The sequence below is a fragment of the Paenibacillus xerothermodurans genome, from assembly GCF_002220865.2.
Classification (GTDB): domain Bacteria; phylum Bacillota; class Bacilli; order Paenibacillales; family NBRC-103111; genus Paenibacillus_S; species Paenibacillus_S xerothermodurans.
The window spans coordinates 310,299-325,767 of record NZ_NHRJ02000003.1 but is presented as its reverse complement, the minus strand read 5'-3'; the positions used below and the strand labels follow the sequence as shown (position 1 = coordinate 325,767).

The 15,469-nt window shown below is 52.3% G+C and carries 14 protein-coding genes and 1 riboswitch; of the genes, 6 read left to right on the top strand and 8 right to left on the bottom strand.

From position 1 onward, the window contains the following. Nucleotides 1-166 precede the first annotated feature (166 nt). The 5 genes from CBW46_RS08915 (at nucleotide 167) to CBW46_RS08895 (ending at nucleotide 6,541) form a co-directional block, all read left to right on the top strand. Entirely contained in the window at nucleotides 167-1,537 is a 1,371-nt protein-coding gene (locus tag CBW46_RS08915; RefSeq protein WP_089199652.1) for a YheC/YheD family endospore coat-associated protein, read from the top strand. A 14-nt stretch (nucleotides 1,538-1,551) separates the two neighbouring features. Further along, on the top strand, nucleotides 1,552-2,724 hold the full coding sequence (locus tag CBW46_RS08910) for a YheC/YheD family endospore coat-associated protein (protein WP_243633232.1): 1,173 nt from the start codon (nucleotides 1,552-1,554) through the stop codon (nucleotides 2,722-2,724). A 131-nt stretch (nucleotides 2,725-2,855) separates the two neighbouring features. After that, on the top strand, nucleotides 2,856-4,223 hold the full coding sequence (locus CBW46_RS08905) for a YheC/YheD family endospore coat-associated protein (RefSeq protein ID WP_089199650.1): 1,368 nt from the start codon (nucleotides 2,856-2,858) through the stop codon (nucleotides 4,221-4,223). 45 nt (nucleotides 4,224-4,268) lie between these two features. Beyond that, the gene (locus tag CBW46_RS08900) at nucleotides 4,269-5,447 is read left to right on the top strand and encodes a YheC/YheD family endospore coat-associated protein (RefSeq protein WP_089199733.1); all 1,179 of its coding nucleotides are present in this window, start codon (nucleotides 4,269-4,271) and stop codon (nucleotides 5,445-5,447) included. Between the two features lie 26 nt (nucleotides 5,448-5,473). Then, entirely contained in the window at nucleotides 5,474-6,541 is a 1,068-nt protein-coding gene (locus CBW46_RS08895) for a YheC/YheD family endospore coat-associated protein (protein WP_089199649.1), read from the top strand. Nucleotides 6,542-6,610: 69 nt separating this feature from the next. On the opposite strand, the gene CBW46_RS08890 is transcribed toward CBW46_RS08895, so the two are convergent. The 7 genes from CBW46_RS08890 to yfkAB all read right to left on the bottom strand — a co-directional run bounded on the left by CBW46_RS08890 (nucleotide 6,611) and on the right by yfkAB (nucleotide 12,889). After that, complete coding sequence (locus CBW46_RS08890; RefSeq protein WP_089199732.1) at nucleotides 6,611-7,255, bottom strand: HAD family hydrolase; 645 nt, start codon at nucleotides 7,253-7,255, stop codon at nucleotides 6,611-6,613. 258 nt (nucleotides 7,256-7,513) lie between these two features. Further along, nucleotides 7,514-8,392, bottom strand: a complete 879-nt coding sequence (locus CBW46_RS08885) for a C40 family peptidase (RefSeq protein WP_243633231.1) — start codon at nucleotides 8,390-8,392, stop codon at nucleotides 7,514-7,516. Continuing rightward, nucleotides 8,393-8,535, bottom strand: a riboswitch (cyclic di-AMP (ydaO/yuaA leader). Nucleotides 8,536-9,219: 684 nt separating this feature from the next. Continuing rightward, nucleotides 9,220-9,789 (bottom strand): manganese catalase family protein, encoded by a 570-nt coding sequence (locus tag CBW46_RS08875; RefSeq protein ID WP_089199646.1) that lies wholly within the window; start codon nucleotides 9,787-9,789, stop codon nucleotides 9,220-9,222. Between the two features lie 43 nt (nucleotides 9,790-9,832). Next, nucleotides 9,833-10,084 carry a spore coat protein CotJB gene (locus tag CBW46_RS08870; protein ID WP_133253954.1) on the bottom strand — a complete coding sequence of 84 codons (252 nt, stop codon included), beginning with the start codon at nucleotides 10,082-10,084 and terminating at the stop codon, nucleotides 9,833-9,835. A gap of 34 nt (nucleotides 10,085-10,118) precedes the next feature. Continuing rightward, nucleotides 10,119-10,328 carry a spore coat associated protein CotJA gene (locus CBW46_RS08865; protein WP_089199644.1) on the bottom strand — a complete coding sequence of 70 codons (210 nt, stop codon included), beginning with the start codon at nucleotides 10,326-10,328 and terminating at the stop codon, nucleotides 10,119-10,121. A gap of 258 nt (nucleotides 10,329-10,586) precedes the next feature. Further along, nucleotides 10,587-11,633 (bottom strand): sporulation integral membrane protein YtvI, encoded by a 1,047-nt coding sequence (gene ytvI / locus CBW46_RS08860; RefSeq protein ID WP_089199643.1) that lies wholly within the window; start codon nucleotides 11,631-11,633, stop codon nucleotides 10,587-10,589. Nucleotides 11,634-11,764: 131 nt separating this feature from the next. Then, nucleotides 11,765-12,889, bottom strand: a complete 1,125-nt coding sequence (gene yfkAB, locus CBW46_RS08855; RefSeq protein ID WP_089199642.1) for a radical SAM/CxCxxxxC motif protein YfkAB — start codon at nucleotides 12,887-12,889, stop codon at nucleotides 11,765-11,767. Between the two features lie 244 nt (nucleotides 12,890-13,133). Here yfkAB and CBW46_RS08850 point away from each other — a divergent pair, with 244 nt between their 5' ends. After that, a complete protein-coding gene (locus CBW46_RS08850) occupies nucleotides 13,134-13,946 on the top strand; it encodes an undecaprenyl-diphosphate phosphatase (RefSeq protein WP_089199641.1) in 813 nt (270 codons plus the stop codon). A 29-nt stretch (nucleotides 13,947-13,975) separates the two neighbouring features. On the opposite strand, the gene CBW46_RS08845 is transcribed toward CBW46_RS08850, so the two are convergent. Then, entirely contained in the window at nucleotides 13,976-15,430 is a 1,455-nt protein-coding gene (locus tag CBW46_RS08845; RefSeq protein WP_089199640.1) for a bifunctional metallophosphatase/5'-nucleotidase, read from the bottom strand. Nucleotides 15,431-15,469 lie beyond the last annotated feature (39 nt).

The following is a 15,469-nucleotide window of genomic DNA, read 5'->3' as shown; positions in this document are numbered from 1 at the left end:
CTGAGGGGGTTGTTCGATCACTGCGATAAGCTCTCCCTGCGCAGCAGCGCCGCCCCGTCTGTGATGTTTTACCGAGTTTTCTTTTCACCAAGGGCAAAACGTACTCATATGATGAATTAGTTCACCTGATTAGTCATGCAAGTCGGCGTTGGAAGGAGTTGCGAGCATGAAGAGCACAAAGGTCAAGATCAAGATTCAAAAAACCAGCGACCAAGCCGACGAATGGGTTATCAAGCTAAGCTCAGTTTTGGTGAAAAAATGGAAGGTCCCGACGCAAACCTCGCTGCAGCTGTGCTTCGGCTCGGCAAAATATGCGGTGAAAGTTGTGCCCGTGACTGCGGCCGGGGTCCTTCGGATCAACGACTCCATTGCGTCGAGATGGGGCTTATCTCATGGCGCGCCCTTGTGCTTGCAATATCGACCGGCGAGCCGCTCACTCCACATCGGACCGCTAATCGGCGTGTTGGTCAGCCGAATATACAAGGACTTACCGGATAAGCCGTTTGGTGTAACCACTGCATTTTGCCGGGAACTGGTTCATGCTTGCAGCGTGTATGGTTCAGCCGTGTACTTTTTTACTCCGGACGAACTCGCCGGCTATGAGGACACAGTGATAGGCTGGCAGTATACCGACAGGTGGGAAAATCATGCGTTCCCCATTCCCGATGTGATCTACAACCGTCTCACCACGCGGAAGCTGGAGAATCTCGACAATGTGCAACAATTTCTGCGGCATGCGAAAACCCAGCATCAGACGCTTTTGTTTAACGAGCGTTATTTGAATAAAACGGAAGTCTTCGACGCACTGCAAAAACAAAACGGACTCCGCCCCTATTTGCCTGAATCACATCTGGTGAAAAACACGCAGACCATTAAGACGATGTGCAGCAAACACCCGACTGTCTTTGTGAAACCGGTGACCGGCAGCCTGGGCAAGGGCATCATTCGGATCAACCGGCAGCCGGGCGGCGGTTACATCTGTCACTTCACCAGTGTCGGCGGCGTACGCAAACAATCTTTCAGCAATGTAAGCAATATGATTACAGCTCTATCCGGCAAAATGAAAAAACAACAATACCAAATACAGCAGGGCGTTTCTCTTATCTCCGTGGATGGACGGCCCGTTGATTTCCGGGCCTTGGTACAGCGGGACATAGACGGCCGGTGGGCCATTACTTCCATTGTAGCCAGAATTGCCGGAAATGAACACTTCGTCTCCAACTTGGCGCGTGGCGGAAGCCTGTCGACGGTAAAAGACGCCCTTGCACGCGCCAACTCACTGACCGGGGCCGCAGACGAGGAAAAACTGCGGCGGGCGGCACTACTGATCGCCAAAGGCATAGAAGCGCAAATCCCGGGGCACTTTGCCGAGCTGGGCGTTGATTTGGCGTTGGATACACACGGGCGCGTATGGCTGATAGAGGTCAATTCGAAGCCTTCCAAGGACGACAACACCGCCTTGTCGGCAGAACGTAAAATGCGGCCGTCTGTGAAGCGGCTTGTTCAATACTGCCGATACGCGGCAAAATTTCTGTGATGGGAGGTGATCCCGTGCTAAAGGCGTCACCCCGTCACTCCTTGGGAATCCTGACCGCCCACATCGAAGGGCAGCCGCCTTTTCTAAACCGCGATTTCTACCGGCGTTTATGTGTAACCGGCAGTAAAGCCGGGATAACCGTGTTTGTATTTACCGCTCGCAGCATCGATTGGGCCGGAGGCAGTGTAAACGGCTACGCTTTTGATGAGGAGCGCGACCGGTGGATCGAGCGGCGTTCTGCACTGCCACGCTCCGTGTATGATCGCTGCTTCTGCTCAAACCGTGCGCAGTACAACGAGTACCGTGACACGATTCGCAAGCTGCGGGAGCATGGGCGTGTACTTTTTTTAGGCCATGGCCTGAGCTGCAAATACGAGGTGCAGCGGCTGCTCGAGCGGGACGGCCGGTTCGCAGGCCATCTGCCGCACACCGAGCCCATGCACAGCGTGCGCACGGTAGCCGGCTGGCTGCGGCAGCGCGGCGAGGTGCTGCTCAAGCCTCGCGCCGGCTCGCATGGCCGCGGCGTACTGCTTGTGCAGCACCGCGTGCGAGCAGCCGGGGGCGCCGATGCGCCCGAAGGCACGGTAAACGCCGGACCGGCGTTTACCGTGCGCGGGCGCGATGCGCGCAACCGGCGCGTGGAGCGCGGCTTCGCCGATGCGCCGGCGCTGCTGCGATGGCTGCACCGGTTCACGGCGCAGCGCCGCTATTTGCTGCAGCAGTACTTGCTGCTGCAGACCTTCGCGGGCGACGCATATGATGTGCGCTCGCTCGTTCAAAAGGACGGCACCGGCCGTTGGCAGGTGACCGGCATGGCTGTGCGCCGGGGTCAGGACGGCAGCCTGACCGCCAATCTGCATGGAGGCGGCCGAGTCGAGCCCGCCGATGAGTTTCTCGCCGCTCAATTCGGCGCATCAGCCTCGAATATGATCATGACCAAGCTGCATGAGCTTTCCATGCAGATTCCGGAAGCACTGGAGCGCCGGCACGGACGACTGGTCGAGCTCGGTATCGATTTCGGTATCGACACCCAGGGCCGCATCTGGATTCTCGAGGTGAATTCCAAGCCGGGCCGTTCCATCCTCACGCGTTTGAATGATAATAAAGCCCGCATGAACGGTGTGTTGAATCCCATCCGTTATGCCCGCTTTTTAATTCGGCAATCCCCTGAGGGGATCCTGAAATAATGCCTGCAACCGACGAAGTCACTTTGCTCTCGATCAGCGCCGGCCTGTCTCGACACAGCTGGGAGAGCAAAGTTCCAACTACGTTTACGAAGTCAGCCTTTCATGCGTGAAAGGCCTTTAGGAGGAGACCCATGAGTTTGACAACTTGTACGATTCATGTGACACAGAGACAGGAAAAAGTCATCTACCTGACCGGTGAATTGGCAAAGACCCTCCAGCTGTCGAAACTAAAATCCGTCAACTTGAAACTGGGCAGCAGCAGTGTCTCCACACCCGTGCGCCTATTGAAAAAGACGGGGCATCATCTGTATATGCCGATCAGCGTTATGACACAGCTCCGTGTTCCACAGCTGGGTTCCTGTATGGTTCTGTGCACAAACGGAAAAGACGTACGGCTGGGTCCTCACATCGGAATTTTAACTCAGGTGACGGGGATCAGATCAGCCCCCTTCGGCTCAAGAACCGAATTTCTCCGACAGTTCATGCAGATGGGTACAGGCAGGTCATTTTATTTCGGCTTTTCCCCGCGAGATGTCAATTGGACCCAACAAACCGTTACCGGGATATTCCCCAGCAAGGACGGCGGATGGATTCGCAAAACCGTGCCGCTGCCCGATGTTGTGTACAACCGGCTGCCAAGCCGCAGAGCAGAGAAACAGCCCTCGATGAATGCGTTCAAGCAGCGGTTCGTGCGTCGCGGCATTCCTTTGTTTAACTGGGCCTTTTTTGACAAATGGGATGTGTATAATCTGTTGGAAGGAACGGATGCGTTCCGCTACGTGCCCGATTCGCAAATCGATCCCTCCAGTGCCCAGATCAAGCAAATGCTTGATAACCATAAGTTCATATATCTGAAACCTACGGGCGGCAGTCTAGGCATTGGAATTTACCGCCTCACCTATAACCCCAAACGAGGCTACTATGCGAGATTTCGCCGTAACGGGAAAAACGTGCTGCTCCGCTTTAACAGGTTCGACTCACTGATGGGGCTGCTGAACCGGCAGAGCGGTCAACTGCACAACTACGTGGCCCAACAGGGTATCCGGCTGATTGAGATTGACGACTGCCCTATCGATTTCCGGTTCCATCTCACCAAAAATATTAACAACGAATGGGTGGTAGCCGGCATAGGGGCGAAAAAAGCCGGCAGAGGCAGCATCACGACACATGTCCGAAGCGGCGGCCAGCTGATGACCCCTGGGCAGGTTTTGCGGGAAATATTCGGCTCCCGAGCGGAACAGGTTCTGGCGAACGCCAAGGAAACAGCCATCAAACTGGCCGAAACCATCGAACATAAAAACCGTCACACTCTAGGCGAGCTCGGCTTTGACATCGGCATCGACCAAAATGAGCGAATCTGGATGTTTGAGGCCAATTCCAAGCCCGGACGTTCCATCTTTAAGCATCCCGCCCTGAAAGCGGAAGGCAAAGCAGCGCTGCAGCATGTGTACGAGTACTGCTTATATCTAAGCCGATTTCACACAAGGAGGGAATCCTGAGTGGAATCTTTCCTTCGTCAAAAGCAGAAACCTCGGCAGCCTACCATGGCCATTCTCACTTATGCCGATGAGAAAAGGCTTTTTCGGGGAAATCAGGAGAATTTTATCGATTTAATCCAGGCGGGCGAGCAACAAGGGGTTTTGGTGTATGTCGTGACAACCCAGGAAATCAAGTTAACCGGCCGAACTGTGCCGGGCTACACGTACAATTTTGAAACCGAGACGTGGGAAAAAGGAGAGCTGCGGATGCCCCACGTAATTTATAACCGGATCCCCTACCGCAAATTCGAACTGCTTCCCGAGGTTCAGCAGGTGATTCAGACTTGTATGCGGCATGGCCAGATCCGTTTCTTCAACCCCTGCTTTTTCAATAAATGGACACTGTTTGAATGGTTGAACAAATCCAAATCCACCCGGGCTTTCATTCCCGTCACCCAAAGATTGACATCCAGCGCCGATCTGGAAAACATGCTGCAGCAGTATTCCACCCTTTATCTCAAACCCGTCCGGGGTAAAGCGGGGCTCGGGATTATGAAAGTCAGCGTGATTGCAGACAAAAAACTTAAATTGAACAGATATCAATTAAGCATACAGGACAAAACGAAAAGCCATATTTCCCGTTACAACGACACACAGGAGCTGTGGGCGCAAATTAGTGTATTGGTCGGCGCCAGAGACTACATCATGCAGCAGGGCATCGCTTTATCCAGCTACAAACAGCGTCCCTTTGACCTGCGGGTTCTGGTGCAAAAAAATAGTGCGGCCCAATGGAGCATTATCGGCATTGGTGCGCGACTGGCCGGCAAGATGAGCATCACCACTCATGTCCCATGCGGCGGCTCCATTGATGATCCGGTAAAGCTGCTGGCGTCGGCTTTCGGCGAGCAGGACAGTAAAAAAATTTTAGCCCAGGTCAAACAAGCGGTACTGCTCATCGCCAGACAAATTGAAAGAGCAAGCGGCAGCAACCTGGGAGAAATGTCGATGGACTTGGGAGTTGATACACTCGGCCAGATATGGTTTTTTGAGGCAAACTCCAAGCCGATGAAGTTTGACGAGCCGGAAATCCGCCAAAAATCACTCACCAATCTGATTCAATATTGCATCCACTTATCCCGAAGAACCCGTAAGCCCACTGCGGGTACTCCACCCTCGGCTGTAGCGCGCAGAAAACCTACCATAGAAACGGCCCAAAAGGCGAGGCAAGCAGGTGATGAACGGTGACCCAATATCCTTTAGGTGTTTTGGCCATGTATTTGCACGGAAAAAAACTGGAAGAGATTGATTTTTTTCGCAAGCTTAGTGTGCATGGGCGAAAGCTCGGTATTCATGTGCTGGTCTTCACACCCGACGATGTGGACGGTGACAAGGTGAATGCGTTATATTACAGCATGCCCGCCCGGAAGTGGAAGCGAAAACTCACCGCTATCCCGGAGCTGGTATATGATCGCAGCCGCTACCGTGGAGCGCAGAACTTACAGAAGATCACTAAATTCCGTGCCCTCCACGATAAGATCCGTTATCTGGGACGTCCGTTAACTGACAAGTGGTCCATGTATCAGATCATGTCAGGGGAGTCGGACATTGCCAAGCATCTTCCGGCTACCGTGCTGTACAGCGGACCAGAGGACCTGCTTCGATTTCTCAAGCAGCACCAGCGGATCTATTTGAAACCGCACAAAGGAACCGGAGGCAGAGGCATCGTCCGACTGCAGAGAGCTTCAGACAATGTATATTTCCTACAGGGGCGTGACCGGCAAAGGCGGATTATACCGGCACAAATGATCGAAGAGAAAGAAATAACGGAGAAGCTGAACGGTTGGAATATGGAGGGGCAATATATCATCCAGCAGGGCATACCTCTCGCTCTGAAAAATGGCCGGGTACATGATTTTCGCATGCTGGTACAAAAGGACGGAGACGGACGGTGGCAGATCACCGGCTGTGCCGGCCGGGTCGGCCCGAAGAAATCAGTCACGTCCAACTTGCATGGCGGCGGTGCCGCAGTGCCGATGGATGTGCTGCTGACAGAAAGGTTCGAGGATCAGAGCAAAGTGGAGAGCATCAAGGAGGACGCTCACACGTTGGGAATGAAGGTAGCGCAATTTCTGGAGGAGCATTTTGGGTCACTGTGTGAGCTGGGGATCGACTTGGCGATTGACCCAAGCGGGAAGGTATGGCTGCTCGAAGTGAACCCGAAGCCTTCCCGTGAAGTATTTTCGCGGATTGGCGAAAAATCCACATACCGAACAGCTGTCACCCGCCCCCTGCAATATGCACGTTATCTATTTAGCCGCAAAACGGAGACGGAAGAGTAAAAAAGCAGGGAGCATGCGATGGCCTGTCAGGTCACCGCATGCTCCCTTTGTTGTTGCAGCATAAGCCCCTCATTCGGCGATTAGCTGTATGAGATCGGTGAAGCGGCTGATGCGTACATGCGCATCTTCCAGCTCCCCGTCCTGGCGGAATCCGGCATAATCGCAGCCTATTACGATTAAACCGTTCTCCAGGCCCGCTTCTACATCGGAAGATCGATCTCCTACCATCCATGCTTTTTTGATGCCATGTTGGTCCAACAGCAAACGAACGAGATCCACCTTGGAGCGAGTCTTATATTCCCCCGCACTGTACAAACCTTCAAACAAAGATACCAGCCCTTTGTGTGCCACGACCTGCTTGACATAACCCTCCAAACCGTTGCTGGCTACGAACAGACGCACGCCCAGTTCCTGGAGCTGCCGCAACGTTTCGGGGACACCGGAATAAAGCTCACCCTCGCCGTTCTGCAAGCCTTTCATTTGATAGTCCAGCAGAAGCTCATCCGCACGGCGGTGCACCGCTTCCACCGAATTCGGCATTACCTGCTTCCATATGTGTTCCAGGAGCATTCCCAGAGAGCCTAATATAACGCTTTCCGGAGGGGTCACATCATTATAAGCTCCTTCGGCACGCAGCTGATCGAACGTTGCATGATATGCCGGTAACAGCAGTGTCTCCGTTTGAAATAAGGTGCCGTCCAAATCGAATATCATCGCTTCAGGTTTTTCAAAAGTTAGCAGCAATGCCGATTCCTCCTACGTTTACGTGTCAAGTTCTATACAAACATGAATCCGGTGGCATGTCAAATAACTTGTGCCGCAAGCATTGGCGTAGGCTGCGCTCACCATATGAGCCGCACGTGGCACTCCACATAAGCAGTAAAAAAATAGCGGTCGCCCCCGTCTAGGGGGACGATCGCCGGGCAATTGTCCTATGGTGTGCCAGAGTGCGTCTGTGGTGCACGCTTCTTTCTAAGCAGTTACACGTTTCGCGCCTACATATCTTTGCCCCCAATAGCCGGTGGTCAAACTAGACACTGACACTCCATACTTGTTGGCAGCATGGATAAATTTCTGGTTGCCGATATAAATTCCTACGTGTGAGGCTTTCTTTCCGTCCGCAAAGAACACCAAATCCCCCTCTTGTAAATCGGTCACGCGAGTGCCCGCGTGGTCATACATGGCCGCAGTTGTTCTTGGCAGGTCGATCCCGTTCATTGCAAAGACATGATTGACATATCCTGAGCAATCAAATCCGGACGGGGTGCTTCCACCATATTTGTATGGAACTCCGAGAAACTTGTGCGCGTTCTGAATGACGCTTGGTTTCGCTTGCGACTGTAGTTGCGGTTGGGGCTGAGGCTTATACCAAGCTGGAGCATGATACTGGCCATCCGCGTCGATAATGGCAAGACGATTATTGGCATCCCATTGAATTCTGTAATTCAGCTTTTCAGAGATAAACCTGAGCGGAAGATACACTCGGCCTTCAAGGAACTGAGCGGGCGAATCCATTTTTACGGCATTGCCGTTGATTTGTGCGGTGCTATCGCCAGTTTGCACCATGATGGTCTGTGTGCCCTTCGTAATCGTGACTTTTACCGTATGTTCATCCAGCATGGCCCAATCGACTTTGAATCCCAACTGCTCTGTCAGCACTCGCATAGGGATCTGCATACTGCTATTGTCGTCGATAAACGGCTGGGAGTCCGGAAAGTTAATCAGTGTGTCGTTAATTTGAACCTTGGCTTCCGATGATGCAGCTTGGGCATCCTGTGTGTGGGATAAACCGACCAATCCTGCCGTGAAAAATGCGCATGATAAATAAAGCTTTCTGTAAAAACGGTTCAATGCAATTCCTCCTGCGGCCTTCGAGGTTAGTTGACGGATTCGGGAAGAGGCTTCCCTAGTTCGCAGACACTCGAACATTCACCCCATTGAAATAATCCCCCGTACCAGCTCTTGTGCTGAACTGGATTCGGCCTGTTTTTTAGAAGGTTAGCATAAGCGGATGAGGTTTTGAAACCCTTTTTTCCTGCATTTGTCACGGGCAAAGGCGATTTTCGATTTTCCGACAAAACTATAGCAAATTTAGTAAGGACATTTCCCCCATTATAGGTGAACCCTTCCAATAATGTTCAGCCCATGGTAGAATAAGGGCGGCTGAGGGCCTGTTGTAGGGTAATCCTTCCAACATGATTTATGATTGGGACGGTGATGTCATGGTCATCGAGGGGATAGCAGATGAGCATCATCGCGCTTTGGTTGGCTTACAGCATGAAGACTTATTGTCAATCTTGATTTTCAAGATGCTGGGTAATATAACTTAAAGGGGAGATGACAATGTTCACTTATGAGCAAATACCATTTACACGAGTGATGGCAAAAATGGCGTTCTCGGACGGTAAACTGTCGAAAGAAAAGTACGACAAGCTCATGTCGCTCCTAGAACAGTCGGAAACTGATCATAATAAAATCGACAAACAGATTATAAAAGCCGCTGGAAAAAGTTTTCTTAATCGCCGGATGCCAGTTATACATGTGAGACGAAGGACCTTCTCCCAAGATGGTCCTTTTCTATTTTCCCGGAAGACTTTTTAAAATCACAATGTTCCTGCGGTAGCAGAAACAGCCGACGCCCGTTACTGACGGACATCAGCTGCCACAGAACTGCATCTTCAAAATACTTTTTTTGCGTCCTGCTCACACTTTAGTATCTCGACCGCTTCCCTGAAGCGCAGCGAGTGAACGACTTCACGTTCACGCAAAAATTTCAGTCCATCCTGGAGATCGACATCATCCGTAAGGTCGATCAGCCATTGATATGTAGCCCTGGCCTTCTCTTCAGCTGCGATATCTTCGTACAAATCAGCGATCGGATCTCCCTTCGCTTGGATATACTGCGCCGCCCAAGGCACTCCAACGGAATTCACGTAATACAGCGCACGGTCATGTGCCGCGTAGTATTCGTCTAACCCCGCCGCCCGCAGCTGCTCCACCGTAGCGTCCTTGGTGAGTTTGTAAATCATCGTGGCAATCATTTCGAGATGGGCCAATTCTTCAGTGCCGATGTCATTTAGCAGCCCGGTGATCTTATCCGGAATTGTGTATCGTTGATCCAAATAACGCAGCGCGGCGGATAGTTCGCCATCCGCCCCGCCATACTGTTCCAGCAACAATTTTGCCATGCGGGGGTCGCATTTGCTCACCCGTACCGGGTACTGCAGCTTTTTTTCATAGATCCACATACCTCTGCTCCTCTCCCTTCGGTGTGCAACCAATGATTCCAGATCAGACCTGCCAAGGCCAAGGAGTTTCGACCCACTGCCATGGCGCGCGGGAATAGCTGTGTCCGAAGTGTTTCAGCGGCCCGAACTCGAGCTCAAATCGATGCTTAAGCTCCTTCAATTTGTGTGCGAATTGGTTGTATTGCTCTATGGCTTGCACATCGTGCGGATGTGTGTCGAGATACAGATTCAGTTCGACACAGACGAACTCGACCGTTTGCAGCTCCTGGAGCAAAGCGTAATAACGCTCAGGCATCTTTCTCTCCACGCAAACTCACTCCTCTCTCGGGCTAGGGCTGCCGTTCATATGGGCTGTACAAGGCAGGCCACAGAGTTCCTAACTTCAAAGCTTCATGTGGCGGAAATTGGGGCAGGTTGGCCGGTTGAAATTGAATGTAGAGATTGGGCGGCGTGATGAACTTTTTGACAGTCATCGGCGGGCAGGGATCGAAAGGGCTGATGTAAGGAAACCATACTTTTTCATTGGACGGTTTGGACATGTTGGCACCTCCTTCTTGTGAGTGAAACACTACCACTATGTATATCGTGTCGTCTCGTCCAATATGAGCGGACAACGTGGTGAAATTTGTAGTTTAATGAACCTGCGAAAGGCGTGAAGATTAGACGATTGTGGATGCAACTCCGCGGCATAAGTCCGAGCGGCCAAAGAAACGTGGCGCAGCTTTGTGCATGGCAGCGGCTGCAGGCGGTTGTGCGATGATGCCACGACAAAAGAGGGTAAGCTCGCGCGCTCACCCTCAGTCCAGCTTGATATTTATTTGAAGAAGTCCTACACGGCGCAGAGCTTGATACACGATGATCAGCACCGGACCCAAGAAGAGACCTATGACCCCGATCCATTCGAAGCCTATGTACATACTTATCAGAGCGGCCAGGGCATTAATGCCTACTGCGTTGCCGATAATTTTGGGCTCCACCAAACGGCGGAACAGCATTATCACCACCAGCAGAATCAGCAGCCCAATGCCAAGGAACATGTTTCCCGACAGCATACAATATAATGCCCAGGGGATGAGTACCGCACTGGTTCCCAGAACAGGCAATACGTCGACAATCACTATCAGCAGCGCGATCGCGAGCGGATAATCGATGCGCAGCAGCAACAGCCCGATTAAAGTGACTACATAGGTGAGAAAGCTGAGAAGAACCTGAGCGAACAAAAATCCGAGCAAAGCTCGGCGCAGATCATTCAGCACGCTGATCATCTTGGATTGCGATTTGTTTTCGAACAAGTTGAGAAAAGAGTTATGCAGTGCGGGAAGGCTGAGAGAGATCAAATACAAACCGACCACAAAAACCACAAAAAATACCAGTAAATTCGGGATCAGTTTCGCTATGCCCAGAAAGTAAGTCGATACCGCCGCGACAATTCCCTTAATATTTTCTGACAATGTGCTGTAGCCGGTTTCCACCAAACCTTGCAGCTGCTGTGACATGCCGGATGGCAGCGTGCTGTAGAAAATTTGAGTCCGCTCCGACGTGCTTTCAAAAAAGCGCTGCGATTCATTGAGATAATTAGGTGCGTTATTCCAAAATTGAATGAGTTCCGAGAAAATTTTAAAACCGATTAAGTAACAGAACCCCAGCATGGCAGCTGTGAAAAGTGTGCAAATTACTGTTGCCGCCAACGGTCGGCTCATACGCCCGACTTGCATTAACCACTGTATCGGATGTTCAAGAAAGATGGCGATCACCAAGGCGAGCAAAAACGGGGCCCCAGTGGTGAACATCGCGTACATGAACAGAACGCCGACCGCGCAAAACACAACCGTCCTGAGCGACATGAAATGGCAGTCCTCCCCTCTTTTTTTTGTGGCTGCTCCGCCAGTTCACCCACTCGCCTTTCCCTGCAACGAAGCAGTGGAGTTTCACCGCCCCGTCATTCTCGGAGAGCCTAACATCATTGCATTTGTGGCTACACAACCGCTTTGCACGAGGTAAAATCGACTTCTTTGTAGTATGAGTCCACGACCAAAAGATTTGGTCCGCAGCATTGAGCCGCCGGACAATAACAGTCCACCGACTTTTGCAGAGGATGCTGCTTCCATCGTTCGAACACCTGCTCCAGCGTGTCCCGATGCATGTTGCCCAATGCCGGAACATCTGAGAAATCGGTCACAAACACATCTCCTGTGAACAAATTCACGTTAAGCCGATTGCGGCCATCCGGATCATTCCGTACCGTCACATTAGGAGCCGTGCGAAGCCGCTTGAGTATACGCTGATCCTCTTCCACCGAGCTGCACGAGTAGAATGGTAGTGTACCGAACAGCATCCAGAGGTCCGGGTCCCGTGCGTCCAACAGCTTATCAATGGCTGTCCGGAACTGTTCCACCGTCAGCATAGGCAAGCCTGAAGCAAACGAACTCGGATACATGGGGTGCACCTCGTGGCGCTGACAGCCCATCTGGGCAATCAACCGGTGGATATCGGCCAGCTTCTCATGAGTGCGATAATTGACCATCGACTCAGCCGACACGAACATTCCCCCGCGGCTAAGCGCCTCCGTGTTCTTGACCATGCGTTCATACAATGTGGCAGCCGCATGATATCCCGCAGTATGGTTAGCACGAACAAAGCCTACCGCGTGCAAATCCTCCGCGGACGTGTAGTTGAATGAAATATGCATGACATCCAGATACGGAGCCAACATTTCATATCGGTCGAGATCCAGCGTGAGATTAGAATTAATCTGAGATCTAACGCCGCGGCTTCTAGCATATTTCAGCACCGGTATTATGTAATCCCTGACCGTACCGGCATGTAAGCTCGGCTCTCCGCCGGTGATACTGATCGTTTCGAGATGCTCCACCTCATCCAGACGGCGCAGTACGTCTGCAACCGGAATCCGGGGGCCTTCTGTCATAGTTAACGATTCGCCGACCGCACAGTGCTCACAGCGCATGTTGCACAAATTGGTCACAGTCAGCTCAACACTGGTCAGTACGTGCTTGCCGTGCCTTCGCAGCGAGCGGATCGGGTCCCAGGGGTCGTTGTGGGGGGTTATCGGTGCTACCACCGGGTTTACTTTATCTATCATATGAACTTTCACACCTGACTCATGAAGTATTTTTACCACCTATTGTAGCCTATGACGCATAAAAATGAAAAGGAAAGAAAGTCACGCTCCCATGCGAAAAAACGACGCCTGATACTGTGCAGCACCGGCATGGCACTCATTCATAATTCAGCTCCAACTCGCATAAGTATGGGACAAACCGGCTGTGCCGGCGCCGCGGTAGATATGCTCGCCCCAGGCGAAGGTGCTGCGTTAGGAGGCCGTTATGTTGGATTACATCGCTGCTGTTATCATCGGTGTCGTGGAAGGTTTGACCGAATTTTTGCCCGTGTCCTCGACAGGTCATATGATACTCACGCAAGCGCTGCTAGGTATTCCCGAGGAAGACGCTATGCTGAAGGTTTTTTTAGTCGTCATTCAGTTGGGAGCGATTATGGCGATAGTGGTATTGTATTGGAAAAGGCTGCTCCGCCTGTTCGGTTTGCACAAAGACCCGAACCGCGTCGGCCAGAGGCAGCTTAATCTAATTCATATATGTATCGGTATTTTGCCGGCGGGCGTAGTCGGCCTTCTGTTGAACGATTTCATCGACAGGTATCTGTTTAATCCCAAAACCGTACTGCTCAGCCTCGTCATCGGCGGCATTGTGCTCATCATCGCTGAAAAATCCACCACCCCGATCACGGCGAAGGAACTCGACGAGATCAGCTACCGCCAAGCTTTTTATATCGGCCTTTATCAAATTTTGTCCGTCATATGGCCAGGCTTCTCCCGTTCCGGAGCCACCATCGCCGGCGGCATGCTGACCGGCGTCAGCCGTGCCGCTTCCGCGGATTTTACCTTCATTATGGCTGTGCCGCTGATGTTTGCCGCGTCGGGGCTATCACTGTTGAAATCGTATGAGATGTTCACGACGGAGGTAATAGGACATTTTGCGGTCGGGTTTGCGGTGGCGTTCGTTGTCGCGCTGCTGGCAGTTGTCACTTTTATTAAACTTGTGCAGAAAATGAGTCTCTCAATTTTCGCTTACTACCGCTTTGCAGTTGCTGCTTTGTTCGCCCTCTATTTTGTGTTTTAAATAAAAACGGACTGTCCGAGCGCTAGGCTTCACAGTCCGTTTTGCAATTTGACGCGATGCCAGCGCGGTACAGTACATTCGCGCACAGCTTGCGCATCCCGCAATTCCATTTTTAATACATCCCGCAGAAATTCCGGCAGGTAATATGTAACTTCAGTGCCCTCCGACAGGGAGTGATAGCCGATGCCAAACGTAAACATGTCTATCGTGGCGACTACGTACTCTTTTTCCTCCTGCAGCACTTCGTCACCAACCCGGATTTCACGTATTTTCGCATAATCCGGCGCAGCCGCATCATATTGTATCCGCAGGCCGTCGACGTTCAGCATGCCAAGCACCTTGCCGCGAAAACCAAAGCCAAACAGGGGCTTTTCCATGAACTCCGGCAGGAGCGACTCTTCCAGCGCCTGTCTTAGCCGCGCCCCTGTGAGCAGCATGCGGCACGGGTTGATCGGAGATGGACATATCTCCAACAGCCGCCCGGCAGTGACCGGCCCCGCTTGCAGACCTTCCAAGCATTGCCCGGCGTTGACCAAGCCAATGTCGGCTCCCACCCGTTTGCGGAGGCCTGTGGCAAGCAAATTGCCCAGGGGCGCTTCCGCGTACCAGTCGGAGAATAACGGATAGTCCAGCCGTGCAACCTCCCTGGCCAGCACCTTGCCCGCATCCCGCTCAAACTGCTCAATGTCGCGTGAGACCTGTGCATCAGGGGCAAAATCTGCCGTGGAACGGACATACCCCTCCATCGAGACAGGTTTGCGCGTTTCGCGGTCAAACTCGATATCCACTACCCCGAAGTGTTGCCCGTGCTTTCCGGCCGCACAAACCATGGTGCTGCCGATGCGCAGCGGCGTCTCAAGCAAATGATGGGTGTGTCCGCCCAGGATGAGATCAATGCCCTGGATTTCCTGCGCCATGCGTTCATCATTGCGCAGACCGAGATGGGACAGTACCACAATCAGGTCCACGTGCGGGCGCAGTTCACCGACCAACCGCGCAGCCACCGTGTGCGGCTCCAGAATGTCCCATCCGAGCAGCCGATAGAACTCGGTGAAGTATGCGGTAACGCCGATCAGTCCCACACGAATGCCGCCCTTTTCCACAACGTGAGACGGCACCGCCCATCCCGGAATTCTGCCGGTTTCCGTATTCAGCAGGTTGCTGCACAACACCTTAAATATCGACTTCTCACCATACAAAGCTGCCAGTGCCGCGGGTGTGAACGTTAGCCCCTCATTGTTACCGATCGTTACCGCATCATATCCGGTTTCGTTCATCACCGCTATATTTGCGGTACCTTCAGTTCCTTCCGTGGCTGCGTGCATCCGGTCCAGATGATCTCCAATATCCAAGGTGAGAGTATTCGTGTCACCGGCTGAACGACGCAGTTCCCGAAAGGCGGCTGCAATAGACGGCATCTGCTCAAAATGGCTGTGCAAGTCATTTGTGTGAAGAATTCGCAGCATCAGCGCCGGTGACGTCATTCAGGGCCACCCTCCTTGTATCATATTCGGGAGTATTAT

What these genes read in the sequence shown, in the direction of transcription:
- CBW46_RS08915 (WP_089199652.1), top strand. Translation starts at nt 167, where the DNA reads ATGAAGAGCACAAAGGTCAAGATCAAGATTCAAAAAACCAGCGACCAA.
- CBW46_RS08905 (WP_089199650.1), top strand. Translation starts at nt 2,856, where the DNA reads ATGAGTTTGACAACTTGTACGATTCATGTGACACAGAGACAGGAAAAA.
- CBW46_RS08900 (WP_089199733.1), top strand. Translation starts at nt 4,269, where the DNA reads ATGGCCATTCTCACTTATGCCGATGAGAAAAGGCTTTTTCGGGGAAAT.
- CBW46_RS08895 (WP_089199649.1), top strand. Translation starts at nt 5,474, where the DNA reads ATGTATTTGCACGGAAAAAAACTGGAAGAGATTGATTTTTTTCGCAAG.
- CBW46_RS08890 (WP_089199732.1), bottom strand. Translation starts at nt 7,255, where the DNA reads ATGATATTCGATTTGGACGGCACCTTATTTCAAACGGAGACACTGCTG.
- CBW46_RS08875 (WP_089199646.1), bottom strand. Translation starts at nt 9,789, where the DNA reads ATGTGGATCTATGAAAAAAAGCTGCAGTACCCGGTACGGGTGAGCAAA.
- CBW46_RS08870 (WP_133253954.1), bottom strand. Translation starts at nt 10,084, where the DNA reads ATGCCTGAGCGTTATTACGCTTTGCTCCAGGAGCTGCAAACGGTCGAG.
- CBW46_RS08865 (WP_089199644.1), bottom strand. Translation starts at nt 10,328, where the DNA reads ATGTCCAAACCGTCCAATGAAAAAGTATGGTTTCCTTACATCAGCCCT.
- ytvI (WP_089199643.1), bottom strand. Translation starts at nt 11,633, where the DNA reads ATGTCGCTCAGGACGGTTGTGTTTTGCGCGGTCGGCGTTCTGTTCATG.
- yfkAB (WP_089199642.1), bottom strand. Translation starts at nt 12,889, where the DNA reads ATGATAGATAAAGTAAACCCGGTGGTAGCACCGATAACCCCCCACAAC.
- CBW46_RS08850 (WP_089199641.1), top strand. Translation starts at nt 13,134, where the DNA reads ATGTTGGATTACATCGCTGCTGTTATCATCGGTGTCGTGGAAGGTTTG.
- CBW46_RS08845 (WP_089199640.1), bottom strand. Translation starts at nt 15,430, where the DNA reads ATGACGTCACCGGCGCTGATGCTGCGAATTCTTCACACAAATGACTTG.